This is a genomic window from Streptomyces sp. URMC 127 (assembly GCF_051386535.1).
Classification (GTDB): domain Bacteria; phylum Actinomycetota; class Actinomycetes; order Streptomycetales; family Streptomycetaceae; genus Streptomyces.
The window spans coordinates 60,857-87,057 of sequence record NZ_JBPQTW010000004.1 but is presented as its reverse complement, the minus strand read 5'-3'; the positions used below and the strand labels follow the sequence as shown (position 1 = coordinate 87,057).

At 70.4% G+C, this 26,201-nt stretch carries 20 protein-coding genes and 2 pseudogenes; 12 read left to right on the top strand and 10 right to left on the bottom strand.

Features of this window, described 5'->3' with window-relative positions; translation table 11 throughout:
* Positions 1-92: 92 nt before the first annotated feature.
* Positions 93-7,718 (bottom strand): LamG-like jellyroll fold domain-containing protein, encoded by a 7,626-nt coding sequence (locus ACSNOH_RS02490; RefSeq protein WP_436719482.1) that lies wholly within the window; start codon positions 7,716-7,718, stop codon positions 93-95.
* A gap of 336 nt (positions 7,719-8,054) precedes the next feature.
* Here ACSNOH_RS02490 and ACSNOH_RS02485 point away from each other — a divergent pair, with 336 nt between their 5' ends.
* Positions 8,055-8,465, top strand: coding sequence for an ArsR/SmtB family transcription factor (locus ACSNOH_RS02485; protein WP_436719481.1), 411 nt, complete (start codon positions 8,055-8,057; stop codon positions 8,463-8,465).
* The gene (locus ACSNOH_RS02480; RefSeq protein WP_436719480.1) at positions 8,458-9,111 is read left to right on the top strand and encodes an SRPBCC family protein; all 654 of its coding nucleotides are present in this window, start codon (positions 8,458-8,460) and stop codon (positions 9,109-9,111) included. The genes ACSNOH_RS02485 and ACSNOH_RS02480 overlap by 8 nt, the downstream gene beginning before the upstream one ends.
* Before the next feature lie 97 nt (positions 9,112-9,208).
* Here the strand turns inward: ACSNOH_RS02480 and ACSNOH_RS02475 are convergent, their stop codons facing one another.
* Positions 9,209-10,471 carry an MFS transporter gene (locus ACSNOH_RS02475; protein ID WP_436719479.1) on the bottom strand — a complete coding sequence of 421 codons (1,263 nt, stop codon included), beginning with the start codon at positions 10,469-10,471 and terminating at the stop codon, positions 9,209-9,211.
* 94 nt (positions 10,472-10,565) lie between these two features.
* Between ACSNOH_RS02475 and ACSNOH_RS02470 the strand changes: the two genes are divergently transcribed.
* The 4 genes from ACSNOH_RS02470 to ACSNOH_RS02455 all read left to right on the top strand — a co-directional run bounded on the left by ACSNOH_RS02470 (position 10,566) and on the right by ACSNOH_RS02455 (position 14,822).
* Positions 10,566-11,021 carry a winged helix-turn-helix transcriptional regulator gene (locus ACSNOH_RS02470; protein ID WP_436719478.1) on the top strand — a complete coding sequence of 152 codons (456 nt, stop codon included), beginning with the start codon at positions 10,566-10,568 and terminating at the stop codon, positions 11,019-11,021.
* A 204-nt stretch (positions 11,022-11,225) separates the two neighbouring features.
* Complete coding sequence (locus ACSNOH_RS02465; RefSeq protein WP_436719477.1) at positions 11,226-11,357, top strand: hypothetical protein; 132 nt, start codon at positions 11,226-11,228, stop codon at positions 11,355-11,357.
* Positions 11,354-12,553 carry a methyltransferase domain-containing protein gene (locus ACSNOH_RS02460; RefSeq protein WP_436719476.1) on the top strand — a complete coding sequence of 400 codons (1,200 nt, stop codon included), beginning with the start codon at positions 11,354-11,356 and terminating at the stop codon, positions 12,551-12,553. The genes ACSNOH_RS02465 and ACSNOH_RS02460 overlap by 4 nt, the downstream gene beginning before the upstream one ends.
* Before the next feature lie 211 nt (positions 12,554-12,764).
* Complete coding sequence (locus tag ACSNOH_RS02455; RefSeq protein ID WP_436719475.1) at positions 12,765-14,822, top strand: hypothetical protein; 2,058 nt, start codon at positions 12,765-12,767, stop codon at positions 14,820-14,822.
* A 1-nt stretch (position 14,823) separates the two neighbouring features.
* On the opposite strand, the gene ACSNOH_RS02450 is transcribed toward ACSNOH_RS02455, so the two are convergent.
* Complete coding sequence (locus tag ACSNOH_RS02450; RefSeq protein WP_436719474.1) at positions 14,824-15,300, bottom strand: DUF1453 domain-containing protein; 477 nt, start codon at positions 15,298-15,300, stop codon at positions 14,824-14,826.
* Between the two features lie 358 nt (positions 15,301-15,658).
* On the opposite strand from ACSNOH_RS02450, the gene ACSNOH_RS02445 reads away from it, so the two are divergent.
* Positions 15,659-16,183 carry a hypothetical protein gene (locus tag ACSNOH_RS02445; protein ID WP_436719473.1) on the top strand — a complete coding sequence of 175 codons (525 nt, stop codon included), beginning with the start codon at positions 15,659-15,661 and terminating at the stop codon, positions 16,181-16,183.
* A gap of 9 nt (positions 16,184-16,192) precedes the next feature.
* On the opposite strand, the pseudogene ACSNOH_RS02440 reads toward ACSNOH_RS02445, so the two are convergent.
* From ACSNOH_RS02440 to ACSNOH_RS02420, 5 genes and pseudogenes are all read right to left on the bottom strand, one after another.
* Positions 16,193-16,636, bottom strand: a pseudogene (locus ACSNOH_RS02440) (transposase); the annotation flags it as partial.
* Positions 16,637-17,092: 456 nt separating this feature from the next.
* Entirely contained in the window at positions 17,093-18,424 is a 1,332-nt protein-coding gene (locus tag ACSNOH_RS02435) for a hypothetical protein (RefSeq protein ID WP_436719472.1), read from the bottom strand.
* 98 nt (positions 18,425-18,522) lie between these two features.
* Positions 18,523-18,852 (bottom strand): chaplin family protein, encoded by a 330-nt coding sequence (locus ACSNOH_RS02430; protein WP_436719471.1) that lies wholly within the window; start codon positions 18,850-18,852, stop codon positions 18,523-18,525.
* 203 nt (positions 18,853-19,055) lie between these two features.
* The gene (locus ACSNOH_RS02425) at positions 19,056-19,487 is read right to left on the bottom strand and encodes a DUF5958 family protein (protein ID WP_436719470.1); all 432 of its coding nucleotides are present in this window, start codon (positions 19,485-19,487) and stop codon (positions 19,056-19,058) included.
* Positions 19,488-20,354: 867 nt separating this feature from the next.
* Entirely contained in the window at positions 20,355-21,515 is a 1,161-nt protein-coding gene (locus tag ACSNOH_RS02420) for an RICIN domain-containing protein (RefSeq protein WP_436719469.1), read from the bottom strand.
* Between the two features lie 601 nt (positions 21,516-22,116).
* On the opposite strand from ACSNOH_RS02420, the gene ACSNOH_RS02415 reads away from it, so the two are divergent.
* Both ACSNOH_RS02415 and ACSNOH_RS02410 read left to right on the top strand, forming a co-directional pair.
* A complete protein-coding gene (locus tag ACSNOH_RS02415) occupies positions 22,117-22,323 on the top strand; it encodes a hypothetical protein (RefSeq protein ID WP_436719468.1) in 207 nt (68 codons plus the stop codon).
* Positions 22,320-22,451, top strand: a complete 132-nt coding sequence (locus tag ACSNOH_RS02410; RefSeq protein ID WP_436719467.1) for a hypothetical protein — start codon at positions 22,320-22,322, stop codon at positions 22,449-22,451. Before ACSNOH_RS02415 ends, ACSNOH_RS02410 begins: the two co-directional genes overlap by 4 nt.
* Before the next feature lie 124 nt (positions 22,452-22,575).
* On the opposite strand, the pseudogene ACSNOH_RS02405 reads toward ACSNOH_RS02410, so the two are convergent.
* Positions 22,576-22,929 (bottom strand): annotated as a pseudogene (locus tag ACSNOH_RS02405) (transposase); the annotation flags it as partial.
* Between the two features lie 257 nt (positions 22,930-23,186).
* On the opposite strand from ACSNOH_RS02405, the gene ACSNOH_RS02400 reads away from it, so the two are divergent.
* From ACSNOH_RS02400 to ACSNOH_RS02390, 3 genes are all read left to right on the top strand, one after another.
* On the top strand, positions 23,187-23,591 hold the full coding sequence (locus ACSNOH_RS02400) for a hypothetical protein (RefSeq protein WP_436719466.1): 405 nt from the start codon (positions 23,187-23,189) through the stop codon (positions 23,589-23,591).
* A gap of 196 nt (positions 23,592-23,787) precedes the next feature.
* Positions 23,788-24,117, top strand: coding sequence for a VOC family protein (locus ACSNOH_RS02395; protein ID WP_436719465.1), 330 nt, complete (start codon positions 23,788-23,790; stop codon positions 24,115-24,117).
* Positions 24,118-24,142: 25 nt separating this feature from the next.
* Positions 24,143-24,655, top strand: a complete 513-nt coding sequence (locus ACSNOH_RS02390) for an SRPBCC family protein (RefSeq protein WP_436719464.1) — start codon at positions 24,143-24,145, stop codon at positions 24,653-24,655.
* A gap of 326 nt (positions 24,656-24,981) precedes the next feature.
* On the opposite strand, the gene ACSNOH_RS02385 is transcribed toward ACSNOH_RS02390, so the two are convergent.
* A complete protein-coding gene (locus ACSNOH_RS02385; protein ID WP_436719463.1) occupies positions 24,982-26,166 on the bottom strand; it encodes an acyl-CoA dehydrogenase family protein in 1,185 nt (394 codons plus the stop codon).
* Positions 26,167-26,201 lie beyond the last annotated feature (35 nt).

Below are 26,201 nucleotides of genomic sequence, written 5' to 3'. Positions count from 1 at the left end.
CACCGCGCGCTGCGGAGCAGTCCCACACCAGCGCGGTGGCCGGGCGGCGGAATACCCCGCCCGGCCACCGCGCTCCGTGCTGTCAGCGCACGTCAGCCCTCCACGCCGTAGTACTGCGCGAGGAACGCGACGACCTCCTCCGCGTGCGGCTGCAGCTCCGGCAGGTGCGCCCGCAGCGCCGCGCGCACGGCGTCGGCGAGTTCGGTGCGGCTGGTGGCCGCGGCCTTGACGTACGGGTCGAGACGGCGGACCAGTTCGTAGTTGCTGTCCAGGTCGAGTTCCCGCATGGTGCGCTCCAGCGGCGGGGCGTCGGCGGGCGGCACGGGCGGCAGGAGCCGGCTGACGAACGTGACGCGGTGCATCACGCGCCAGCACGGCGGCTTGCGGTCGGACCGGCGCGCCTGCCGCAGTGCGGCCGCGTTCGGATCGGTGCCGTTCTCCAGCCAGGCCGGGTCGACGACCTTGTGGAAGAAGGTGTCGAAGTGCTCGGTGTCCTCGCCGAGGTAGAAGCTGAGGAACCGGTACGCGTCGACCTTGCCCGGGGCGTTGACCGGCTTGCCGTCGGCGTCGAAGACGGGCTTGCGGTGCGCATCGTACTGCTGGACGTTGCCGGACGGCGCGCACGTGACGTTCAGGCCGAAGGAGCGGGTGGCCTGCTTGCCGCGCGCACGGGTGACGGTCATGCCGCCGCCGACCGACGCGTCCAGCTGCGCGTTGACGCCGACGCCCATGACGTCGAAGGACGTGCCGACGGACGCGCCCACCGAGCCGGACAGGGAGTACGAGCCGGAGGTCGTCTCGCTCACCGCGTCGGCGGTCTCCGTTGTCTCGGCGAAGAATCCGCCGTCGGCCGTCCAGACGTAGGTGTTGACCAGGTCGCGCCGCGAGAAGCCGTCCCCGGTGGAGTTGCCGGCCGTCTCGCGCCCCTTGCCGGGAGAGGTGTCGCCACCGATGGCGCCGCCCAGGACGCGGCCGGCGCGCTCGGCGGTCGGGTCGGGCGTGTGCGTATCGGTGGAGACCGTCTCGTAGTAGCTGCGCAGCCGCTGCTGCTCGCGCTGGATGCGCCGCTTGATCGCGTACGCCTCGCGCGGCTTGTAGTAGCTGTACTCGCCGCGCTCGCGCGCCGACGCGTAGTCGGGGTCGAGGACGCGGCCGCGCTCGTCGTAGCCGACCGTCCCGTCCAGCGTGCCCTGCTTGGTGTAGCGCGGGTTGAGGGGGAAGGGGACGACGTTCCAGTCCTTGGGGACGTCCGGGTTGGGCTGGATGCGGTAGGCGACCAGGGCCCCGCTGTGGGCCAGGCGCAGCGCGAACACGTCGGCGGTCTGCGACTGCACGACGGCGAAGCCGGTGTTGACGGGGACGTAGCGGCGGCCGAGGGAGGGGTTGAGGGGCCTGAGCGGGTCCTCCCAGCTGCCGGACAGCTCGACCTTCATCGCACGGGTGGTGTTCTCGCCCTGCGAGACGGTCGTCTCGTCGGCCCAGCTGTTGGAGAACTCCAGGCTGCCGCGCACGCCCACCGACACCTTGGCCTTCGCCATCGACTTGGCCACGCCGAAGCCGAGCGGGGCGGCGATCATCCACATGTCGACGTCGACCTCGTTGGACAGGGCGAAGTCGAACGCCGCGTCGACGCTGCGCTCCTTGGCCGACGACAGCGAGTGCACCACCTCTTCGGACTCGGTGAACTCCACCGACGCGACACCGTCGTACGTCGCACGGTCCGGGTCGACGGTGTTGGGCGTGAGGTTCTCCGACGGCACGGGCGGTGCGCCCTCGACGTAGCCGACGAGCTGCGGGTCGAACTGCACCTGGCTGACCCACTCGCTGACCAGGTCGCCGACCTTGTAGCCGGTGACCAGGTGCCAGCGTCCGTCGCGCAGGTAGCCGTAGGCCCGCTTGAGCACGCCGAACGCCTCGCCCTTGGCCGTGTACTGCATGTCCGCGTACTCGGCGACGGCCGGTGCGCCCGTGACCGTCTCGTGGAAGGGCGTGCGCATCGCGGCGAGCGCGGAGCGGACCTGGGCGGTGTCGGTGGAGACGGGTGCGGTGGACAGCACGGGGGAGGGGCGTCGCGGGGCGTCGCCGAGGGTGAGGTCGTTGCCGCGCAGGCCCTCGTCGCGGACCAGGTGCGCGCTCTCGTCGGTGGAGGCGCGGTCGAAGGACCAGTAGGCGATCAGGTCCTCCTTCTCGCCCCTGAGGCGAGTGAAGAGGTTGTCCAGCACCTGCTCCTGCGTGCGGGCGGTGCGCCAGATCCGCACCTCTTCCAGGACGCCGTGGAAGGCCTCGGTGACCCGGCCCGCGTCGAGCCGTGCGCCGAGGGAGAGCTGGGCGTCGCCGTAGCCGGCCGCCCCGAAGTCCGCCGGTGCCAGGGGGTCGCAGGCCAGGGAGACGCCGTTGCGGTAGACGCGGAAGGCGCTGCCGCGCGGGTCGGGGTTGCGGGTCCAGCGCGCGCCGCGCAGGCGGGCCGGGTGCGAGCCGGTGGTGTCGGCCGCGGTGTTGCCCGCGTTCTCCTCGAACCGCCACTGGGCGGTCAGGCCCCGGTCGCGCGCCGAGACGGGCGTGCCGAGCTGCGCCGCGTCCCGTGCCAGGCCCCACAGCCGGACTTCGGCGACGACACCGCTCAGGAAGCGGGTCTCCAGGCCCTCGCGGGCCCGGCCGATGTCGAGCGTGCCGGTGTTGCCCTTGGCGCCGGGCCCCTCGTAGCGGGCGGATCCGGCCTCGCGGCCGTCGATGAAGAAGCGGATGTCCTGCCACTCCTGGACGTCGACGGACTCCACGAGTTCGACGGTCTGCCGGACGGGCTTGCCGTCGGCGCCGGCCGCGGTGATCTCCTTGCTGCCCTTGCGCTCCTGCATCGACCGGCCGCCCTTGCGGACGACGGCCAGGCGGTGGAAGGTCCCGGCGCCGACGGCTTCGGTGGAGGTGAACCGCACCAGCCTGCCGTCCGGCTCCTCGAAGCCGAACTCCAGCTTCCCGTCGGGCAGGACGAGCAGCCGGTACGGGACGCTGCCGCCCGAGCCGTCGGCGGTGCGGCCCTTGGAGAGCAGGCCCTGCGTCGCGCCGAGGGCGTCGACGCGGCAGAAGACCTCGACGGTGAGGTCGCCGGCGATGTCGAGGGCGTCGTTGTCGGGCGCTTCGAGGTACGCGCCGTCGCTGAGCTCCACGGCCCAGGACTGCTCGTAGGCGGCGGCGAGGTGGGCCCACTCGTGCGGGGGGAAGGCGGCACGGGTGACCACCAGCCGGTCGCCGGCCCCGGCGACGACGCGGTACGTCGTGTCCGCGGCCTGCTTGAGCTCGGCGGTCGTGGTCGCGGTGGTGACGCCGCCGCGCAGGTAGACGTGGCGGTTCTGCCCGGAGCGGTCAAGGACGCCCGGCTTGCCGCCCACCTGGGCGAGCGGGTCGCCGCAGGGCCAGTAGCCCATCAGGCCGGGTTCCCGGCCCGTCAGGCGCACGTTCTTGCGGTCCCGGATCTCCGTCGCGGTGCGGGCGGTGCCCCAGAGCCGGACCTCGTCCATCTCCACGGCGGCGTAGTCGGGCACCCAGCCGGCGAAGTGGCTGCCGAAGCTGAAGACACCGTCGCCCTGGTACGTATCCGTGGCGGTGCGCCGGTCCTCGGCGACGCCGTCCCGGTAGATCACCTGCTCCCGGGTGTTCGCGTCGAAGACGCAGGCCCAGTGGTGCCAGCCCGCGAGGTCCTGCCCGTGGGTGGTGGTGAGGTCGTCACCGTAGAAGGCGAAGGTGAAGGTGCTGTTCTCACGCCAGCCGATGTGCAGGGCCGTGCGCGTGCCGCCCTGCGACGAGCCGTGGCCGACGACGTACTGGGCCTTGCCCTGCCATTCCTTGGTGCGCCGCGCCCAGAACTCCACCGTGAAGGACTGCCCGGCGAGGCTGAAGCCGCTCTCGGTCATGGCCACGCCGCTCTTGCCGTCGAAGGCCAGGGCGGGCACGACCGTGGCGGCCGGCGCGAGCAAACTCAGGGTGTACGGGACGGCGCCGGTGCCGGCGTGGACGATCCGGGCCGCGCCGGACACGGACTCGGGGTTGACCCAGGCCTCCAGGGTCAGGTCGCGGGTGACCGCCACCTGGTCGAGCCGCTCCTGCGGCAGGGTGAGGACGTTCTGCTGCCCGTCGAAGGAGTAGGCCCGGCCCGGCTTGTCCGCGCGCCAGCGGCAGCCGTGCCCGGCGACGAGGTCGGAGACCTCGCCGAGCGGGACGTCCCGTGCGGTGCCCGGGTCGGCCAGCACCAGCCGGGAGCCGGCGGAGAGCGGGACGCCGGGGCGGCTGGAGGAGGCGAGGCGGTGGTCGTAGCGCAGTCGCTGGACGGGTTCGCCCGGCTGCGGCTCGGGGCCGCCCTCGCCTCCGTCCAGCCGGAGCGTCGTGGTTCCCGGCGCGTGGGCGGTCTCCGTGAGGTAGAGGTGACCGCCGACCGTGACGGGCGTACGGGCGGGCAGGGCGGCGGAGAGGGGCTCGGCGAGCCGCAGGACACCTCCGGCGACGTCGCCTGCCCGGCCGCCGGACAGGAGTCTGGTGGTGGCGTCGAACGTCTTCACCGCACCGATCGTGACGGGTGTCTCCGGAGCCCCGTTGATGATCGCGGCGAAGTCGGCGGCCGGGCGCGGCAGCCCCTTCCAGGTCTCGCGTTCCTCGCCCCGCTCGACGGTCACGTCGCAGAGGCCGGGACCGTCGCCCGCCGTCACCCGGATCGTCACCGACTCCAGGCTTGTGCCGGAGTCGCGTGCGGTGAAGGTGACCGCGTGGCCGTCGCCCGCCGTCAGCCGCCGTGAGGAGCGCACGACCGTCGTGTCGTAGTAGGTGGCGAAGAACTGGCCGTTGGCGCCCCGGAAGTACAGGACGACGTTGCCGGTGGCGCTGTCGAGCAGGTACGGCCGGTCCGCCGAACGGGCGAAGGACAGCAGGGCGCCGGAGGTGCTCAGACCGGTGCGGTCGAGGGAGAGCCGGGGCATGGGCAGCGCGATGTCGTCGGCGCCCTTGAGGCCGCCGGTGAGCCGGGCGAGCTCGTCGCGCCCGGCCGTCAGCTCGGCCTGCCCTGCCTCGATCTCGCGGCGGCGCCGCTCCAGCAGCTCGCGCTGGGTGCGGAGCTCGGCGAGCTGGGCGTCGAGCGCCTCCACGCGTTCGCCCGCGTCGCGGATGTCGGGGTGCCCGAACTCGTGGAGGGCGACCCGCTCGAAGGCGATCAGTCCCTCGCCGGACTCGGTGACCGTGGCGGGGTCGTACTGGACGACGCGGTCACCGAGCCGGTCGGGAGCACACACCGCCTTCCGGCTGTGCTTGTTGGTGAGAGTGCTGTAGCCGTCGCTGCGCTCGTCGATATGGAAGTGGGTGTTCTCGGCGGTGGTCTGCCGTGGCCACACGATCAGGGGCGCGTCGTTGTCCTGACGGTCACCGGCGACGTTCATGTCCTTGCCGGTGTGCGGGTTGTACAGGTGGTAGGGCGTGGGGCCGCTCCAACTGGCCCCCGGGGGGATCAGTACGGACCACAGGGCCGACTTCGCGTCCTTGTCGGAGGTCCGGATCAGCGGCGGTTCATCGCCGGCGCCGTCGTCCTTCACGGCGAGGTACTGCGGCTTGCCGTCGCGGGTGTTCTTGAAGCGGAGGCGGCACGTCCAGCCGGCGATGTCCTGCCACCGGGTGTAGTACGCCTCGCGGAGGCGCTCCAGCTCCGGTATGTCCGCGGTCCGCCGGGCGAGTTCGGCGACCTCGCTCTCCTTGGCCGCGAGGTCCCGGACCAGCTGCCGGATCCGGGCGTCCAGCTCGCTGATGGTCTCGACGTCGCCGCTGCCTTCCGGCGCGGCCAGCACGGGCAGGGCCAGCTCGTCGGGCACCTGAGCCAGGCGCCCGTCGCGTCCGACGCCGAAGTCGACCGTGGCCACGTACGCCTCGTCGGTCGCCGCGCCGGTCTTCGGGTCCGGGCCGGAGGTGGCGTACGACAGCAGGACGCGGGCCTGGCGCTTGGCGGGCCTGGGCTCCTGGCCGTAGCCGGCCGCCGTCTCCTCCTGCTGGTGGTACAGGACGGCGGACAGGCCGGAGACGGCACTGCGTCCGGAGACGGTGAAGCTGTCGCGGCGCACGCCCGGGTGGTCACCGATGGGCGCCTCGGACGTCACCCACTTCGGCCCGCCGACGAGTTCGCCGTGCCGGGCGTGGTCGGTCTGGTCGTGCAGGCGGGTGCCGGTGCCCTCGTCGAAGCGGTAGTAGGCGACGAGGCCCGGGTCGTTGCCCATCAGGCGGACGCCCTTGTCGCGCCGGAGCTCCTCGGCGGTGCGCGCGCGGTCCCACACGCGCACCTCGTCGAGCTCGGCGCGGGCACCCTGCGCGAGGGCGCGGCCCAGGAGGAGTGGGCCGGTGCCGGAGTAGCCGGCATCCGTGGTGCGGCTGCCGACCACCTCGCCGTCGCGGTAGACCGTCTGGCGCCGGGCGGCGTGCTCGTAGACGCAGGCCCAGTGGTGCCAGGCGGTGTCCTCGGTGCGTACCTCCGCGTTGAGGTCCTCGGCGTAGAAGGCGAAGGTGAAGCGGTCGTCCTCGCGGAAGCCGATGTGCAGGGACTTGTGCGGGCTGCCCGACTCGTCGCCGTGGCCGAAGAGGAACTCCTGCCGGCCGTGCGCGGTGCGGCGCGCCCAGAACTCCACGGTGAAGTCGCGGTCCGCGAGCTGCGGGGCGTCCGCGACGCGTACGTGGGCGTCGTCCTCGCCGAAAGCCAGCGCCGTCTCGGCGTGACCCTCCGTGCTGACGACGGGTATCAGGGGCTGCCCGGTGAACGGGCAGGTGCCGGGGCCGGACTCGTAGACGGCGTCCCGGTGGGCGGGATCGGGGCTGGTCCACGCCTGGGTGCCCCGGAGGTTGAACAGGCCGTCGCGGCCCTGCTCGACGTTGAAGGAGTCGATGCGGCCGGTGGCGTCGTTGTGCGTGAAGATCTGCCAGCGTTGCCGGCCGTGGACGGCGGTGGGCACGAGCAGGGCGGCGAAGCGCCCGCCGGACAGGCGGCGGACGAACGACAGCTCCTGCGTCGGCTCGTGGAAGGGGCGCCCCTCCATGTCGCTCGTTCCCAGGCTGTCCTTGGCCGAGTCCGGGCGGGTCTTGTGCCGGCTGCGCCGGTAGCGGGCCTCAAGGACGGGCTTGAGCTCGCCGCCGACGAGCAGGAACCGGTCGCACAGCAGGGTGTCCTCCACCAGCGCCACCTTCGCGCCCGCGGCGTCGGTCACGTAGCCGCTGCGCCCGGGATCTCCGGAGGATCCGCCGCCGGCCAGCTTGTGGACGGCGTCGGGGTGCTCGGCCCCCACCGACTGACGGAACACGACGATGTGCGTGCCGTCCGACAGGGCGTGGAAGGGCGCGAGGGCCGTGAGCCGGGCCGTGGTGGACAGGAAGGGGTCGATTTCGTCCGCGTCCAGCCGCTCACCGGGCGCGGCCTCCACCCGGCCGCCGTTCTTCACCACCGGCAGCGCGGTCGCTCCGGCAGCCGCTATGCCGGCCTCCGCGATCTCGGAGGGGAAGCGGAGCGGGACCGGGTTCTCCGACCAGTACGCGGCGTCCAGTTCACCCTTGGCGTCGTCGTGGCGGGAGAGGTCGAGCACGCTGTAGACGATGCGCCGCTCGTCGTCCATCGCCAGGGCCACGGTGGTGCCCTGGTGGCGGACGGTGGTGGTGTGGAGGTAGGTGCGGTCGCTGTAGACCTTGAGAAGGTGTTGCTCGCCGGACAAGAAGTCTCCTTGAAAGGCTTCGGTGCCGGCGGGGGAGCCGCCGGCACCGCGGGGGCGCTGTGGGGTGCACCGGCGGGTAGGCCGGGTGAGAGTTGCGGTGAGGGGTGTGGCGAGGGGTGTGGCGAGGGTTGCGCTGACACCGCCGCTGAGCTGCGGAAGCGACGGACAGTGGTTCAGCGATCACACGATTGACGAGGCGCGGGACGGCGTCAAGGATCGGTTTGCGCCAGGTGGCGAGGTAGGTGCGGTGGGGCCGGGTGGGACCGCCACGGCACGGGTCGGGGCAGCGAACTATAAGACTTGCCTTATATAAGGTGAGCCTGGCATGCTGTGAGTGTGCATGCATTCGATGTGCTGGGAGACCCGGTCCGGCGTCGCATCCTGGAGCTGCTGGCTCAAGGCGAGCAGACCTCCGGGGCGGTGACCGCCGCGATCCGGGAGGAATTCGCGATCTCTCAGCCGGCCGTGTCCCAGCACCTCCGGGTCCTGCGTGAGAGCGGGTTCACGACGGTACGAGCTGAGGGCGCGCGCCGGCTTTACGCGATCGACGCGGCGCCGCTGCGCGAGGTGGACACCTGGCTGGAGCGCTTCCGCGGTTTCTGGGAGCAGCGCCTCGACGCGCTCGGCACCGAACTCGCCAGGGGCAAGCGCGCCCGGCGGCTGCATGACGGCACACGAGGGGGCGATGACCGCGGTACGGAGCGCCGTACTGCCGCGAAAGAGAACGAGGAGACCTCAGATGGCTGACATCATCGAGCTGATCAACGCCATGCACCGCCAGGTGCGGGACACCGAGACCCCCAAGGGCACGGGCCGCAGCATCATCATGCGGCGCACCTATGACGCCGCCGTCCACGACGTCTGGGAGGCGTGCACCGACCCGGAGCGCCTCGGACGCTGGTTCCTGCCCGTCACGGGCGAACTGAAGCCCGGCGGCCGGTACCAGCTGGAGGGGAACGCGGGCGGCGAAGTGCTGCGCTGCGAGCCGCCCCGGCTGCTGCGGGTCAGCTGGATCTTCGGGGAGCCCAAGGAGGGTGACCTCAGCGAGGTAGAGGTGCGCCTGACGCCCGACGGCGAGGAACGCACCCTCTTCGAGCTGGAGCATGTGGCCATCGTCGACCCGGCGTTCTGGGACACCTACGGCCCCGGCGCCACCGGTGTCGGCTGGGACCTGGGCCTGGTCAGCCTCGGGATGTACCTGACCGAGGGCGAAGCGTTCGACCGCGAGGCGACGCAGGCCTGGAGCGAGTCCGAGGAGGCGCGCTCGTTCCTGACGGCCAGCAGCGAGGCGTGGGGGAAGGCGAACGCGGCCTACGGGACGCCCGCCGGGACGGTCGCGGCGATGACATCGGCCACGACGGACTTCTACGTGCCGCCGTCTTCGGGATCCTGACGCGAGGTCAGCGACCGGACGGCCCGCCGCCGGCCGGTCGCTTTCTCGTGGCAGCTGCGAGACCGGGGTGGAGGTATGCCCACGCCGCGGGCGTGCGCTACTCCGGCCCGGTCCGCTCCACGAGGAGGTCACCTCGGCGGCTGTCTCGTGTGAACGCCCACAGCACGAGCCCGAGGCAGCTGAACGCGGCACCCAGCGCGCATACCGCGCCCCAGCCGGCCACGGTGTAGAGGAAGGTCACCGCGATGGCGCCGGTGGCACTGCCGACCGAGTAGAAGACCATGTACCCGCCGATCAGCCGGCTGCCCGCGTCCGGGTGCAGGGCGTAGATCAGGGTCTGGTTGGTGACGTGAACTGCCTGCACGGCGAGGTCGAGAAGGATGACGCCGGCGAACAGGGCCCAGAGCGAGCTACGAACGAAGGCCAAGGGCAGCCACGAGACGGCGAGCAGGGCGAAGGCGATGCCGGTGGTCCGGCGGGAGAGGCCGCGGTCGTTCAGGCGGCCTGCCGCGCTCGCGGCCAGGGCGCCCGCGACACCGATCAGTCCCAGCGCCCCGATCTCGGTGTGGGACATGAAGTACGGGGCCTCGCTGAGCGGCAGCGCGACGCTGCTCCACAGGGTGCTGAAGGCGGCGAAGACGAGCAGTCCGAACAGGGCCCGGAGCCGCAGCAGCCGTTCCCGCGCGAAGAGCGTGACCGTGGAGCGCAGGAGCTGTCCGTAGCGCATCGTTGTCGACGGAGCGCCGGCGCGGCGCGGCAGCGCTCGGTACAGGATCAGGGCGAGCAGGGCGGTGAGCGACGCCGAGGCGAGGTAGACGGAGCGCCAGCCCGCGAGGTCGGCCACGAGGCCGGATGCGGTGCGGGCGAGCAGGATTCCGGTGACCACGCCGCTGGTGACCAGCCCGACGACCCGTCCCCGTCCGGAGGGCGGGGCGAGTGACGCCGCGAAGGCCACCAGCGTCTGGGTGACGACCGCGAGAAGCCCCGTCGCGGCCATGCCCGCAAGCAGGACCGCCGCCGTGCGGGCGGCAGCAACCACGGTCAGGGCCGCCACCAGGAGCAGTAACTGGGCCACGATGAGCCGCCTGCGGTCGGCCACGTCACCCAGGGGGACGAGGAAGAAGAGCCCGAGCCCGTATCCGACCTGAGTGAGCGTGACCACGCTGCCGACGAGCGCCGGGCTCATGCCGAGGTCGTGACCCATCGTCACCAGGAGCGGCTGGGAGAAGTAGACGTTGGCCACCGCGGCCCCGCAGGCGACGGCGAAGAGCGCGACGACGCCGCGGGTCAGCACAACCCCGGGACCCTCCCCGCCTCGGGTGTCGGTCTGTTGTGTCACGGCTCCACCGTTGCCGGGCATCAGCAACCCCCTCCATCTGGTTTCAACTTGAAACTGATGGTGACGGTAACCTCCTTGGTAGCATGTTGCAACCACAGTGAGAGTGAGGGACGCCATGGTCAGCAGGACGCGCTTCGACGACAGCGAATGCCCCGTCGCCCGGTCCGTGGACGCGATCGGCGACTGGTGGTCCCTGCTGATCGTGCGGGACGCTTTCGACGGGAGCCGGCGCTTCGGGGAGTTCCAGCGCAGCCTCGGCGTGGCGAAGAACATCCTCACCGCGCGCCTGCGCACCCTGGTCGCCGGCGGTGTCCTCGAAACCGTCCCCGCCTCCGACGGCAGCGCCTACCGCGAGTACGTACTGACTCCGAAGGGCGAAGCGCTCTTCCCCGTCATCGTGGCACTGCGGCAGTGGGGCGAACAGAACTTCTTCGCCGCTGGGGAGCCGCACTCGCAGTTGGTGGACCGCCGAGAGGGGCAGCCCCTGCGCGCACTGGAAGTCCTGTCCGCGGACGGCCGGCGGCTGAACCCCGGGGACACCACCGTCCACAAGGTCTCCGCCGCCCAGTGAGCCTGAGCTCGGGCCCTATGCCGACACGCTCACCGGCCCGATGACGCCGCTGTTAAGTCTCCATGGCGCGCGCCGGGTGCCCGCAGCGACACCGCCCCGTCTTCCCCGGACAGCGGCCCGCCCCTACGGTGGTCCACCTCATACGAACCACAGGCGGGCGCAGGCGCATACGAGCGGCGACGAACGCATGAGGAGGAGGCGCGCATGGGCAGGCACGACAAGCAAGACGACGGCGGCAAGGGCGACAAGCTGCCGGGCCGGCCCTGGACGCCCCCGAAGGAGCCGCCCACGATGGACGGCGGTTCCCCCGGAGGCGGCGGAAAGCACGGCAAGTGAACAGCTGGCAAAAGCTGGTCGCCGACCTCGCCGCGGACGGCACGCTGACCGCCGAGTGGGCGCCGGCGTTCGAAGCCCTGCCCCGGGCCGGGTTCCTGCCTGATGTCATCTGGCGGCACCACGTCCCCACCGGCCACGTCGAAGCCGTCGACCGGGCCCGGGAGCCGGAGCGGTGGCGAGCGGCGGCCGAGTCCCGCGATCCGCTGGTGACGCAATGGGACGACGGTGAGCATCACGGGCTGAAGCAGGGGCGGATGGCGTCGTCATCGGCGTCCGCCCCGTCCGTCGTCGCCGCGATGCTCACCGGCCTCGACGCGCACCCCGGTCACCGGGTCCTGGAGATCGGCACCGGCACAGGCTGGAACGCCGGCCTCCTCGCCCACCGACTCGGCGCCGGAGCAGTGACCACGGTGGAGGTGGACCGGAATCTCGCCGACACCGCCCGCGCGGCCCTGGCGAGGCAGGGCCTGGGGGCGGTCACGGTGGTGCACGGGGACGGCTTCCAGGGGCACCGGCCCGGGGCGCCGTACGACCGGGTGGTCGCCACCTGCGGCGTGCACACGATTCCCACCGCCTGGCTGCAGCAGTGCAGCCCAGGAGGCCGGATCGTGGCTCCGTGGGGCACCCGTTTTACCCGGACAGAAGCCACGGTGACGCTCACGGTCGCCGAGGACGGGCGCAGCGCCGGCGGGCCCTTCACGGCGCTGGTGCAGTTCATGAGCTTGCGCGCCCAGCGCCAGGAGCTCCCCGCGTACGCGGACTACGTGACCGCCGAGTCCCGGGAGAAGGCCGAGCGGGGCACGACGACGCTGACCCTCGGCGAGACCCTCGCGGGGGACTGGGATCTTTCGCGGTTCGTCCTCGGCCTCCTGGTCCCGGACTGCGCTGTCGTCTTCGACGCGCCGCGGGGCGGCCGGCGGCCGGTCTGGCTGTGCGGCCTCGGCGACGACGACCGCTCCTGGGCGTGCGTACTGTTCCGCGAGGACGATCCGGACGATCTGCCGTCATCGTCCACGGTGTATCAGTACGGGGCTCGCCGGTTGTGGGACGAGGTCGAAATCGCGCACGCGTGGTGGCGGGAGCAGGGCCGGCCCGGACTCGGCCGACTCGGCCTGACCGTTCACGGCGACGGCCGCGGCCAGCACGTCTGGTTGGACACCCCGGACCACGTCGTAGGGGTCCCGAGTACGGTATGACCGTGCGGTTGCAGGTGGCGTCCTCAATGTTTGTCCGGGAGACGTAGCGCCGCCTTGGTCAAGGTGGTCAACGAAAACGCAGGTTGTGAACGTGGTGAACGTGGTTGGAGTATCGCCGAAGTTGTGGGAGGCCCTGGACGCGGTGCCATGGGACCGGCTCGCGGCCGTTCACCCTGAGCACCCCGGACACGCAGATCGCTCCGGCGAGGAAGTGGCTCGCACGCTCCGCCGTCTCGTACACAAGGGCATGGAGGCGACGGAAGAGGACTGCGCCCCGCTGTTCGACCTCCTCGCCCCGTGGGACGGCGGGCTACCGCGTACGGCAACTGCTGCGCTGCCGTTCGTCGTGCAGCTCGCTGCCGATCCGGGCATGGGGGCGCGAGTGACGCTCATCGACGTGCTGGAGGTACTGCGACGAGCCGCGGTGAGGGCCGAACCGCAGCACATCGACGCTGGATGGCCCGAGGCGTGGCAGCGCCACCAGGGCGCGATACGAACGCTGCATGCGGATCCGGATCCCGTGGTGCGCCGGGCGTCCATCCCCCTCGCGGTCGGCGTCGCCGCCCTGGCCGAGCTGTGCCGGACGGAGCAGGACCCGGCGGTACGCGTGCCTTTGCTGCTGGCTCTGGGCGCTGCTGCCACTGAAGCTGCCGCCGCCCGTACGAAGCAGGAAGCCCAGGGATTGCACGATGAGGCGCTGGCCGTATTCGGCACCGCGCTCCAGGACAACCACCCCGCCGTGAGGGTTGCTGCCGTGCGCGCCTGGGCGCGGATCGATCCGGAAATCCCGGTCCAGCAGGTCGGTCTGCTGATGGAGGCACTGTCCGACCCCGCCGCGCCACAAGCCTTCGAGGCCGCCTGGTACACCCCGGGAGCGGATGAGCCGTCGTCACGCGACGACGTCATCTCCCCCATGGCCGACCTCTTCTACGACCAGCCGCAGACGGGGACGTCGTTCGTGGCCGGGATGGTGGAGGCGGCCTGCCGCGCCGGGGACGCGGCCCTGTGCCGCGCCGCGCTCGACGTGGCGTGGGACCTGCTGGTGCGCCGGCCGTCCACGGCGGCCGCGCTGCTGCCGGTGGCCGGCGGGCTGCTGACAGATCCGGACGACGGCGTACGGCTCAGAGCGACGCACCTCCTTGCCGTACTCGGCCCGCGTGCGGCGTCCTACGCGGACCAGCTCGCCGCGTTCCTCGACGACCCGGGGGAGGACGAGTGGATCGACTGCACCGTCGGCGAGTACGCGCGCTGGGCGCTGGCCCGTATTGGTGACGCTCGTGCATTGCCGGGCCTGGTAGAGCGGTTCTACGAGCCGTACCGGAACGGATACTCGGGTGGCTGGGTCGTCGGCGCCCCGCGTCGCCCCGACCTCGACGACCTCCTGGTTCCGCTGCGGGGCCACGCAGACGCCCTGATGCCGCAGCTGCTCGACGTCATGCGCCACCACGCCGCGCACGGGCAGGTGAGCGGACTGCTGACAGGTACCTTCCTCCGTGTCCTGGAAGCATGGGGCGAGGCGTCGGTACCGGCCTTGCCGGACGTCGTGCCGCTGCTGGACGACCCCTGTTATTCGCTGGACGCCGCCGGTGCGCTGGCCGCGATGGGTCATGCCGCCGCGTCCGCCGAGCCGGCCCTGCGCCGCTGCTCGGTCCTCGACACGCCGGCGAACCACCGCAAGGTGGCCTGGGCTGCTTGGCGCATCGGCGGCGACGGCCCGTCCGCCTTGCGGTTCTTCGGTGACGAGGTGCTGAGGGAAGAAGGCCCGTCCTGCCCCGTTGGTCTGCTGGCGGACTTCGGCAGCGCAGCCGCACCGTACGCCGACCGCGTGCGGCAGGTTCTGGACCTTGCGACCGGGTGGGACCGCGTGCAGGCGGCGGTGACGCTGTGGGCGATCACCGGTGAGTCCGAACCGAGCGTCTCGGCCTTGGAAGCGTGCGTGCTGCCGTTCGCCGACGGCCGGGGCGACGGCGGCTACGGAATCTTCGGCGACGCCTTGCGCGCCCTCACCCGGATCGGCACCACCACTCCGGCAATACGCACCGCTCTTCACGCGGCCAAGGCAACCGACCGGCGTCTGTCGCTGCGCGACGGCTACGAGGCCATACTCCAGGACGAGGAACTCCGGGCGGCGATCGAGCGCGTCCTGGCCCTTGACGGAAAACCGGGCGTTGAGCAGAGACCGATGCGCAGAGAGTCCGGCTGTCACGCCACCGGCTCGCGTGCGACAGGCCCGGCGTGGGTCCGACGCGGCGACGCGGGTGGGCAGTGAGTCAACGTAGGCGTGCCGGGGCGAAGGGGATTCCCGAAGCCAAACCGCGGCGGCCGATCACGAGGGACTCGCCGAGGAAGCTCACGCCGATGGAGAGCTGGATGGGGCGTGCGTTCTCGTGCATGCCCATCTTCACCGCCAGGACGCTGAAGCCGGCCATGACCGCCAGCGTACCGATCACCGCGAGGAAGGTGCGGCCGGTGTAGCGCTGCCACAAGAAGCCACCCTTGTCGACGAGTTGAACAGTGGCGCCGCGGAGCGCGCCGAGTGCCACGCCGAGGACGGCGCTCGCGGTGACCCAGGCGAGGTCGGTGCCGGTCACGTCCGCCATCTTCGCCAGGGACAGCAGCCCGATCCCGGTGAGGATCACCGGGGCCGCGAAGAGGTCCCTCGCGTTGACGGGTTCGCCGATCAGCCGTTTGATCACGACCGCGATAACGACCACCGCGATGATCAGAGCGAGCAGCCAGGGGTTCACGCAGTTACCGCCCATCTATATGGCACGACTAAGCTAAAACGGATGCTAGCGCGGTCGTGCTATAACGGCAATCCGTCAACGATCACGGGTCCCACTCCCCACAACAGGGACGCAGCGCAGGCCGGCACACCGGCGACCGCAACGGTGGGTCGGCGGGCTGCCGGATCTTGCTGCTGCCGGACCGCTACCCGCCAAGGCTGCTCGGCAGGTACTGGGACGACATCCGGGTACCCGCTAAGACGTCGTTACCTTTGGCCCATGCGGCCTTGCTGGGCCATCGATGCATGCGTCTGGAAGCGCTTCGTAGTGAGCCGAGCCGGGCAGGGAGCCGGGCCGAAGGCTGCCGGGTACAGGAAATGTGGAACGTGCGACGAACGTGGATGCTGTTGCCGTTCAGTGTGGGTCAGGGAAGGAAGAGCTACAGGCGATGCTGTTCTCGGTTCCGGAACAAACGTGGTGGTTGATCGCGGCTGCGGTGACTGTGATGTTCATGATCACGCTCGTGGCGCTGCCGCCTAAGCCTGACGAGGTACCAGAGGCGGCAAGAGCCAAGTTCGAGCAGCTCAGGAGGAACGGCAAGTGGGCCGCCTACGTGGCAGCCCCTGTCCTCTACGCTGTGGTCGGCCTGACAGCCCTGCTCAGGCCGGAACCGGCAGCAGTCGTCCTGTTCCTGTACAGCGTTGGGATTGGATCCATGCCGATCGCCCTGCTTCCGATGCGGCGTCGGATGTATCGGCACTACTTCGCCCAACTGCAGAATCCCGGAGGCAAAGTCACGATGGACCGCCTCTCGGCCGTCTGGATCTACAGCTTCCTCACCCTTGTGATCCTGGCATCGACCGCGCTGGTGTCGGCGGCAACGTATGAGCCCAGGGGTCTTTGAGGCAGCGCCCTACTCGGTGAGTCGTCGGCAGTTGATGAGGCTCGTGGCGATGGCTGTGAAGGCGAGGAAGTGTTCCGGCTTGCGTTCGTAGCGGCGGTGGAGCCGGCGGCAGCCGGCGAGCCAGGACATGGTCCGTTCGATGACCCATCGGTGACGTTCCGAGTCGTTGGGAGGTCTCGATGCCGCGGCGGGCGATCCGTGGTGCGATACCGCGAGAGCGGAGCCATTGCCGCACGTGGGGGTAGCCGTAGCCCTTGTCGCCGTGGAGCTTGCCGGGCCGCCTACGGCGTGGACCGCGGCGGCTGCGGACCGGCGACAGATCGTCGGCCAGGCCGGCCCGAGCAGCGGCGGCGCCTGCTGCCACGTGCATCCCGACGTGGCCACGAACACGATCGCGGCCAGACACTCAGGATCCCCCCGGCGTATACGGCAACGACCTCGCGATCGCAGTGGCGTCGCAGACCCCGGGATGCTCGGCGAGGCGGCACCCCCGCGAGGCCGGGTATTGGTCGTTGGTGGCCTGGCCTCCGCGGCTCCCACCACCAAGGCTCCCTGCGCACGTTGGTTGCTGCGTACGGTGATTGCTCACGTCCCGCTCTCCGATGAGCAGGCGTCGGCCCACCGTCCGGCGCCACCTGCTCTCTGAGGGAACCGAGTCCAGGACGGTGGCCGGCAGGGTGCACGCGCGGGGTGTTGTTTCGGCTCGACCCCGCCCGTCGAGAGATCCCCTGGCCCGGGCCGACTCCGATTGTGCTTCCGTCGGCCGGCTCACGCCTGGTGGAAAGCCTGTGTGACCCTGCCTCTGAAGACTGTCTCCTGGCCGAGGTCGGCGCCTCCGTCACCCCCACCGTGCCTGGTCACCGGTCGTCGGCCTGCAAGACACCGGTGAGGCGCAGGTCGAGGTGGGCCCTATGCCGTGTTGGTATTCGGGGCTGTGACGCGTGGTTGTGCCGGCATCACGCCGTCCGGCCGAACCCTCCGGCGCCCCGCAGGGCGTGCGGTGGGGTCCTGAGGGGCGAGGAGGAGGTTTTCGTAGGTGTGGTTCCGACGGGCGGTGGTGCGATGGTGGAGCAGGTGCGCGGCGCGCTGCGGCTGGCCGGCATCGATGAGGGCGCGGGCGAGGGTGTCCTGGATGATCTCCCGCTCCACGCGCACCCCACCGATGCGCTCCGACCGGTCGCCCAGCGCGGCGAGGAGATCGACGGCCGGTCCCGCGCGGCCCGCCGTGATGTGGGCCAGCGCCTGAGCTACAGGGGCGAGTACGTCGGCGTAGTCGGGGCGGGCATCGCTTGCGGCGCGGCGGGCGAGGGCCTGCAGGGCGTCGGTGTCGGCGGCGACGGCGAGTCCCAGGGCCAGTTGGAAGGTGTGGAAGACCTCGGCCCAGCCGCCGGGCTCGGCCAAGAGCCGGTGGATGTGGTCGAGATCCGCGGTGCGGGCGGGGGCCTGTCCGGCGAGGAGCAGGCGCCAGTTGGTGGCCGAGCGCATGCCCACGTCACCGTGGTGGAGCTCGGTATCGGCGCGGCGTCGGGCGTCGGCGAAGTCACCGGCGGCGATGGATTGCAGGGCTGCGTGCCATTGCAGGTGGCGGCGCTGGGTGGCGTGGGGGTCGGCGGCGAGCCAGGTGTCGATGTAGGCGGCACAGGCGGGGCCGGTGCCGTGTTCGTGTTCGGCGTGGGCGCGGGCGTGAACGGCCGGTCCCGAGCGGGGGTTGAGGGCGAGGGCGTGCTCGGCCAGGGCCCATGCGTCGTCGGGACGCCCCTGCTCAGCACGGGCCCCGGCCAGCCAGGACGCCCACGGCCAGGACTCCGCCCCGGCGAGCGCGTACTGCTGCTCGGCGAGGGTATGACCGTGCTCGCGGTAGTCGAGCGGGCCCGCGAGGGCAAAGGCGCTGAGCATGCTCCCTGCGAACACATCGGCCGGAAACTGCGCGAAATGCACGATCAGATGGTCGGCGGTGGCCCGGTAATGGCGGTGGGTGAACAGGTAGATCGCGTAGACGAGCGACTGCTCCCGCGCACCGGCACCGGCCCGCGTGGCGTCCCGGTGGGCGAGCAGCAACTCGCTGCGCAGCGTCGCATCATCCAGTGCCTCGCTGTCCGCCAACACGACCAGCGCCCTGGACAGCCCGCAGCCGGGGCGTCGCTGCACGAGCTCCTGGAGCGCGGCAGTGGAACGACCGGTCGCTGCCAGCCACTGGCCCACCGCCGGATCCGATGCCGACAGGCTCGACAACAACGACACCTTCACCACCTTCTCCTGCGGACGGATGCCGTACGCAGCACACGAGCGTCACCGTACAGGCGGCGGCCAACGGGTTCTCAGTGCGTAAGAGAACCGAGCTACTCAGCCCCAGGAATAGAGATGCCTCCGAGGGAGAGGCCTCCTTCTTCGGCGGTGGCGATCGCGCAGGTGAGTCCACTGTTGCCACAGTGATTCCGTGGCAGCCCGAGCGGCAGTTGCCCGGCGTTGCCCGAAACCGTTCCCGTGCTGGACACCGTCGCACCCGCTGCTCGCGGCCCTCCCGCGGCGGCGCAGACGTTGCCGGACGCCGGGTTGCCGATGCTGATGATCGCGTGTGCCGGCGCCGCCGACAACGCCACTGTGCCCAGTCCCGTACCGACCAGCACCGCCCGTTTCCGCACCCACCTGGCCCGCGTCGCCGCGCTCATACGTCACCTCATTCATCCCGCACCAGCGCTCATGACCGGTTTCCAGCCTGTTTCTGCGTTAACGACCGAATCTCGGGAAGGTTGCGAACTCTGGGAGCGAGTGGACATGGCGCGGCTTCTGCCGATTTCCCGGGCTGTGCCGGCTGCTGCGCGCGGCGGATCTGTCCGAGAAGCGGCCCGGCCAAGAGCCGGAATGGCCGGTCCTACGGCTGCTTGGCTGCAGCCGGCAGGTTGTGCCATGCATGTCCGCAGGCGCCTTTGCAGTACGTCTTGCGGCGGCGAGTGTCGGCAACGGCGAATACGGAAACGAGAACGCGGAACGCCTTGACGTGTTCAGCGGCGGGGAGGCCCGCGAACCCGTAGCGGGGCGGATCCATGCAGATCATTACCGAGGGGTTGGCCGTGGGCTTCACACCTGACCGCGCCACGCCCGCATGGCCGTCCGCAGCTGTAATGTGCGCCTGCATCGCATAGCCGGTGACTTCCTGCAGTACTTCTAGCCGGCGTCTCGGAGCGAGGCCGGAGAACCAGTTAGCACCATCGTCCAACGTGCGGAGTCCTTGGGCGATCTCGTTGACGACCCGCTCGGTCTCGCGTTGGAAGGTGCGGCCGTCGTCGCTGCTTGTTTCGGTCATCGCTGGATGATTTCACGATGCCGGTTCCGTGCGAAGGGCCGTACCCCGCACGCGGGAGCCGCGCGGGCGGAAACCGGAGACAGCCTGCTCCCACGACCTGGCGGTGCCGCAGGACTCTTACTCCGCGGCCGGCTCTCCAGGCGCCGCAAGGCATCGCGGACGGCGCTGTCTGTCCGCGAGTGCGGGGCCTGATCGAGCCGGGTTCATGGCTGCTACCTGTGATTTCTCGCTGAGATGTCAAGCGCGGGAGGACATGCTGTGCTCCAGCTGCGAGTCCGTTGCTTCGTTCGGCCGGAACACTTCGTGCCTGCGTCGCACGTTCGTTGAGCACATCCGGGGCCTGGCCCGCCGGTACGGACGGCGGACCGAGCGGCTGCGGTCGGCGCTTGCTGATGTGGGGCTGGCCTCGGTGGGGCGGGCCGGGGCTCGGTCGGCCTCCGTGCTGGGGATATCCGTCAGCCGGAGCACCGTGTTGTGCCTGGTCAATGCTCTTCCGGAACCGGACGTCCCGGCACCGCGAGTGGTCGGAGCAGACGAGTACTCCACCCGCAAGGGCTGACGTACGGCACGGTGCTCGTGGACGTCGAACCCGTCGCCCCGCCGACCTGCTGCCCGCTCGTGCGGTGTTCAGCCCGGCTGCATAACTGGCCCGAAGAGGATGGGGGCCGCCGGAGGGCAATGATCGGCGCCGACTAGGGTCCGTCCTATGGGTCAGCACGTTGCGGACAGCGCCATGCGTGACCAGCGAGCACACAGGACGTTCATGCAGGTCGCGATCCGGCCGCGTCCGGCCGCTCCGGAGGAGCTGGGCCCGGAGGACGGTGCGTCGTGGCCAGGACGGGCCGGCCCTGGCCACGGTGTCTGCGGTCAGACTCGGCGGAGGTCGATCTCGGTCTTCATGCCATCCTCCGTGCGGGACTCGTGCAGTCGCTGCGGCACATGACTGCCGGCCTTGCACTCCGTTGCCTGGACGGAGAAGTGGAGCCTGTGCTCCATGAGGCTGCCCTTGCGGTCCAGGTCCCGTACTTCTGTCTCACTCGTCAGATCGACGCTCGGGTCGTACGGATTCACCTCGCCTACCGTGTAAGGGTGGAAAGTGTGGGCACTGAACTGGACCGTCGCGGGCCGGCCGGCCAGGTTCAGTGCGAAGCCCGTCACCTGGGTGTACGGCTTGGCCCCCGGCTCGCGCTTGAGCACGGTCACCTCTACCTTGCGCTCGTTGCCGTCCAGGAAGAACCGGGCGGTGACGTCATACGTCTCCGCCAGGAACTCCGCCGCGCCCTCGCCGAGCATTCTGCCGAAGTTCGACCCCTTCTCCGCCATGCCCTCCATGCCGGGCACGGGCGGGACCGTGTGGCTGAGCCCGTCGAAGAAGCCGCCGATCTCGCGGCCGATAACCGACGTCCCGTCCGGAAGCTTGACGGACTCGGTCTGATACGTCCCCTTGTACGTGCTGCCCAGGTAGGAGTCGAACGAGCCGCCGCAGCCGATGACCCGCGGCTCCTCCTTCCTGGGCACGTCGGGCTTCTCAAAGCGCCAGTACTGGAAGGCGCGGTCCCTGTCCGGGAGGCGCGTGTACTGCTCGAGCACGGCGTCCTTGTTGCGGTCGAGGTTACGGATCCCGAGCCACAGGTCGTAGTTGTTGACCGAGTCGGGATTCTTCGCGCTCAGACCGCTGTGCAGCCCGTAACGGCCGTCGCCCTCGTCGGTGAGCTGCCAGTACGTCGCCGGGTCATCGGCGCCCTCGCCGAGCAGGTCCATGGCCCGCCCGGGAAGGGTCTCCGGGAGCACTCCGCGCGGCATGTGGACGTACAGCTTGGTCTTGAGGTTCTGCAACCGGTAGAGCCCCGCGAACATCTCGCTCTTCTCCGCCGTGACCTGCTTCACCACCCACGACTGCTGTTCCTGGTACTTCGCGTCGTACTTCGGCTGCTGCGACACAGTCGCCGGCTCCTTGTCCCGCACCGTCAGGTAGAGCCCGGTCGCCTCATTCCTGATCAGATACGTGCCCTCCGCAAAGTTCCCCATACGCCCCTCCAGCCTTGTCATGCTGCCGGCACCCGCCGGCGATCATTCAAGGTATGGATCTTCTTGCGTTGTGTGAGGGGCAATCTCGGCCAACCCTGCACTTCATGTTCACCGAAGTAACAGTCTGGTCCACCGTGCGGGATGCCAGGACGTGTACAAGGGCGGCTACCAGCCACCTGTCGGACACCAGCCAATCGCCACGAAAATACACGGGCTGCGGCGGAGTAGCTTTCGGGCGCCGGGCACGGAATGCCGACGGCTCGGCATATTTGCCGCTGGCCTCCTGCCCGATCCGGAACCCGGCCGCCAGTGCCACTCGGACAGCCTCTGAGCTGCGCAGAAGTGGGACAGGAGGCTGCGCCGCGGCCTTGGCTCAGCAGAAGCCCGGAGGTGGAACAAGTAATCGATGAGCTCCGCAACTACCGGGGCGCGTCATTATGATTGAGGATGTCTCATATTCTCACAGGTGATTGTCTGAAGCCCTGGCGGCTGTGCTAAGAAACTCCTGGAAAACCCGAACGGCATTGCCGTCGAGGCATAGCTTTACGGGCTGGAACAGTGAAGGGCGCCGGTAATCCGGCCTCCTGTGGAGGGGAAGCTCGTGGCAATTGAGTTCCAGACGGTTCACTTTCGTATCGAGCAGTCGGACGGCAGGAACAGCAAGTCACAGGAAGAATGGGTGAAGTTCTCCAAGCCCATCCGCTGGGACGAGAACGGCGCTCCCATTGTCGAGGTAGCGATCCAGCACTTCGACATCAGTTACAACAACGGCGGACTGTGGGCGGCTCGATTGCGCAGGAGCTGGTGAAGGTCGAGAGGGGGGAGCCGCGCAACAACGGGGTGCCGATCACGGCGACGGCCTGGATGCGGGACAACCCCGGAAGCCTGGCCTTCGTCGCGGAGGTCACCGCTCTGGTCATCGCTGACCTGGTGTAACGCCCCTGGATTTGACGGATGGGCCGGCACGTCACACCTGCGGGCGGTGATCTCGTCCGGTGGCCGCACCATTTATCCGGGACCGGCTACGGTGCCCGTACCTGCATAGCCGCGCAGGTACGGGCCCCTTTTCGTGTCGGACCCTGCGCCCGGTCCGTACCCTCACAGCCCGCCACCCAACGCGTCGAAACCCAGACCCATCGTTAGGGCCTGTCCGATGGGTCAGCGTGACTGAGCGTCTCGCCAAGATCTGATCCCAGGTGCCGTCCGCTGACTAACGTCGGTGTCGGTCATGCACCGTTGCCCAGTTCCCGAACCGGGTGGGCAAGTCTCGCCGGGGGACGCCAGTCCGCTGGCGGAAGAGAACGCCGTTGATGATCAAACCGTGATCCTTCCAGCGCCCGCCTCGGCCCCTGTTCTTCGGTAGGTGCGGCTCCAGTCGAACCCACTCCACGTCCGTAAGGTCACCCCGCCCCACGCTCAGACTGAACGATTCGTCGGCGGGCCCGTCACTCGACCCGTCGGACAGGCTCCCATCGGCCTCTCGGCGCCGGCAGCAGGCTCGCAGCACGCGCCGCTGACTGCGAGTGCGCCGGTGCAGCGGGGGGGGGGAGCCGGCGGGGACGAGGAACGGCGGGTGTGGCGATCGGGTGAACGGGGACGTGTCCGGCAGCTCCTCCGGCTCGTTCTCGCCGTAAAGGAATGCACTTGCCGGAATTGACTGAAGGAGTCCGGATGCGACGAGTCCTCACGGTGTCCGCCCTGACCGCGGCCGCGCTGAGCGCAGGCGTCACCGGTCCGGGCGCGGTTGCCCATGCCGCGGCCGGGGCGGTGCCGGGCATCGACATGGTCGGCACAGAGATCACCCCGGTAACGGTGATCGCGAAGGTGGACGATGTCCTGCAGCAGGCGACGGCGGGGCTGGGCCGGGCGGCCGGGGGCGGCGAGCTAGGGAGGACCGTGCGCGCGGTCGGCCGGACCAGCGGGGTCTTGAGACAGACAACATCCGACGTCGAGCGGTCCACCGGACAGACGGCGACATCGACAGGACAGTCCCTCGGTGGCGCCCTGACGGCGGGGGCGAGGGGCAGCTTGCCGGAGGGAAGCCTCCCGGAGCCGGGCTCGGTCCCCGGATACTGAGGCGGCGGCGCAGCACGGAGCCCTGAATGCCGTCGAGCTCCAAGGTCGGCACCACACACCGGCCCGGGCCCTTCGAGTGCCCGGCCGGAGAGGGCTGCCCGGTGGCGGCAGCCCGCCCCGCTCCTTACGGTGAGGGCGGAAGGCTTCCCGAGCCGGTAGGGAGGGCGGAGACGTGATCAGTGGTGCGCACGTTGTCGTGTTCAGTCAGGATGCCGAGGCTGACCGGGCCTTCCTCCGGGACGTGCTCGGCTTCCCGTACGTCGACGCCGGCGGCGGGTGGCTGATCTTCGAGCTACCGCCCGCCGAAGCCGCGGTACACCCCTCCGACGCACCCGGCGGCCACGAGCTGTTCCTGATGTGTGACGACATCCGGCAGACCGTAGAAGAGCTGACCGCGCAGGGCGTGGAGTTCACCCAGCCGGTCAGCGACGAAGGATGGGGGCTGCTCACCACGCTCCGCCTCCCGGGCGGAGGCGAGCTGCGCCTGTACGAGCCGCGACACCCGCTCGCGCGCGGCCTCCGCTGAGCGCGACCGGCGGCTGCGTACGGGCATGGCCTTCTTCCGGGTCGAACGCGAGGTCCCGCTGCCGGCCGGGACCGTCTGGGAACGGCTCACACACTGGGAGGAACACGCCGCCCAGGTGCCGTTCACCACCATCGAGGTGACCACTCCGCCACCCACCCACACGGGAACGCGCTTCGTCGCCCGCACCCGTCTCGGCCCCGTCGCCTTCGACGACCCCATGGAGGTCGTGCGATGGCAGCCGCCCCCGTCCGGCGCCGCTCCCGGCTACTGCCGGCTGGAGAAGCGAGGGCGTGTGGTCCACGGCTGGGCCGAGATCACAGTGCGGACTGTCGCCGGTGGGACGGACGCCAGGGGGTGCCGCGTCGTGTGGTCCGCCGACGTGCGCGTGCGCGGAGTGCCCCGGTTCCTCGACGGTCTGACGGGACGGGCCGCACGCCTGATGTACGGGCGGATCATTGACGGCCTGCTGCTGGACAGGGGGCGGGGGAGGGGGAGCGGCCTCGGCAACCACAATGGCAACCGCCACCGCACGCCGTAAAGGGGGCGTTTCGATTCTCGGTATTGAGGTGGATTCTGCGGGGTGTGCGCCGGCATGGTCCGCCGTGTCCGGTGGTACGAAGCGAGCCCCGCAGCGGACCCGTACGCTCCGACGACGACGGCGGCATCGTGCAGCTCACCGGGCCCGTCCGACCGGTCCGCGACCGGATGCGGCACCACGCCCGCTCCGTTCCCAGCAGCACGCTCGCGCCGCCGCTGTGGTGCCCGGCCCCCTCAGTCCGGTGAGGCTGGGCACCCCGACGGCGGCGTGTGGCATGCGGTGGCGGGCTGCATGCTGCAGGCACCCCGCCAACCGCGCCCCCCTCGTCACACGAAGGCGCTGTGCCCGGTGACGGCCTTGCCGACGATGAGGGTGTTCATCTCCCGGGAGCCCTCGAAGGAGTAGACGGCCTCCGCGTCCGCGAAGAACTTCGCGATCTCGTAGTCGAGGACGATGCCGTTCCCGCCGAACAGCTCGCGGGCCCAGGCGACGCATTCGCGCATGCGGGTGGTGGTGAACGCCTTGGCGAGCGCGGCTTGTTCGGCGCTGCCCCGGCCGGCGGCGACCAGCTGGTTGAGGCGGACGACCATGCCGAACATCGCGGTGATGTTGCCGAGCATCTTCACCAGGAGGTCCTGGATCAGCTGGAAGGATCCGATGGGCCTGCCGAACTGCACGCGCGTGGCGGCGTACTCACGGGCGAGTTCGTAGGCGCGCACCGCGATCCCCAGCGCCTGCCAGGCCACGCCGCCCCGCGTGTGCGCCAGGACGGCGGCCGTGTCGCGGAAGCTGTCGATGCGCTGCAGGCGGTCGGCCTCGGGGACCCGGACCCCGTCGAGGACGATGTCGGCGTTCTGCACGGTCCGCAGCGCGATCTTGCCCTCGATCTTCGTGGCGGTGAAGCCGGGGGTGCCCTTCTCCACCACGAAGCCCTTGACGTTGCCGTCGGCGACGTCGCGTGCCCAGACCACGACGAGGTCGGCGAAGGTGCCGTTGCCGATCCACCGCTTGGCGCCGTCGAGGACCCAGGTGCCGCCCTCGCGCCGGGCGGTGGTGCGCATGCCACCCGCGACGTCGGAGCCGCCCTCGGGCTCGGTCAGGGCGAAGGCGCCGATCTTGTTCATCGAGGCCATGTCCGGCAGCCAGCGCTCGTGCTGCTCCCGGCTTCCGCCGCCGCGGATGCTGCCCATCGCCAGGCCGGTGTGGACCCCGGAGAAGACGGCCAGCGACGGATCGACCCGGTTGAGCTCCAGGTTGAGGAAGCCGGAGAAGAGCTCGCTGCGCGGGCGGCCGTCGCCGAGTTCGGGATAGGCGTATCCGGCCAGCCGGAGCTTGGCCATCTTCTCGACCGCCGCGACGGGGAACTCGGCCCGGTCCCAGGCGTCCTGGACCAAGGGCTTGATCTCGCTTTCCAGGTAATCGCGAATGGTGGCAAGTTCGGCCCGTTCGGCGTCGCTGAGGAGGTCGGCGAAGCCGAAGAAGTCGGGGCTGGAGTGGACGGGCTTGGGCATGGATGACTCCTGAAGGCTCATATCGGCACGGGCAA

Coding starts and splice junctions, on each gene's coding strand:
- ACSNOH_RS02480 (WP_436719480.1), top strand. CDS start 8,458: ATGGCTGACATCATCGAGCTGATCAACGCCATGCACCGCCAGGTGCGG.
- ACSNOH_RS02475 (WP_436719479.1), bottom strand. CDS start 10,471: ATGCCCGGCAACGGTGGAGCCGTGACACAACAGACCGACACCCGAGGC.
- ACSNOH_RS02470 (WP_436719478.1), top strand. CDS start 10,566: ATGGTCAGCAGGACGCGCTTCGACGACAGCGAATGCCCCGTCGCCCGG.
- ACSNOH_RS02465 (WP_436719477.1), top strand. CDS start 11,226: ATGGGCAGGCACGACAAGCAAGACGACGGCGGCAAGGGCGACAAGCTG.
- ACSNOH_RS02430 (WP_436719471.1), bottom strand. CDS start 18,852: ATGAGCGCGGCGACGCGGGCCAGGTGGGTGCGGAAACGGGCGGTGCTG.
- ACSNOH_RS02425 (WP_436719470.1), bottom strand. CDS start 19,487: ATGACCGAAACAAGCAGCGACGACGGCCGCACCTTCCAACGCGAGACC.
- ACSNOH_RS02420 (WP_436719469.1), bottom strand. CDS start 21,515: ATGGGGAACTTTGCGGAGGGCACGTATCTGATCAGGAATGAGGCGACC.
- ACSNOH_RS02400 (WP_436719466.1), top strand. CDS start 23,187: ATGCGACGAGTCCTCACGGTGTCCGCCCTGACCGCGGCCGCGCTGAGC.
- ACSNOH_RS02390 (WP_436719464.1), top strand. CDS start 24,143: ATGGCCTTCTTCCGGGTCGAACGCGAGGTCCCGCTGCCGGCCGGGACC.
- ACSNOH_RS02385 (WP_436719463.1), bottom strand. CDS start 26,166: ATGCCCAAGCCCGTCCACTCCAGCCCCGACTTCTTCGGCTTCGCCGAC.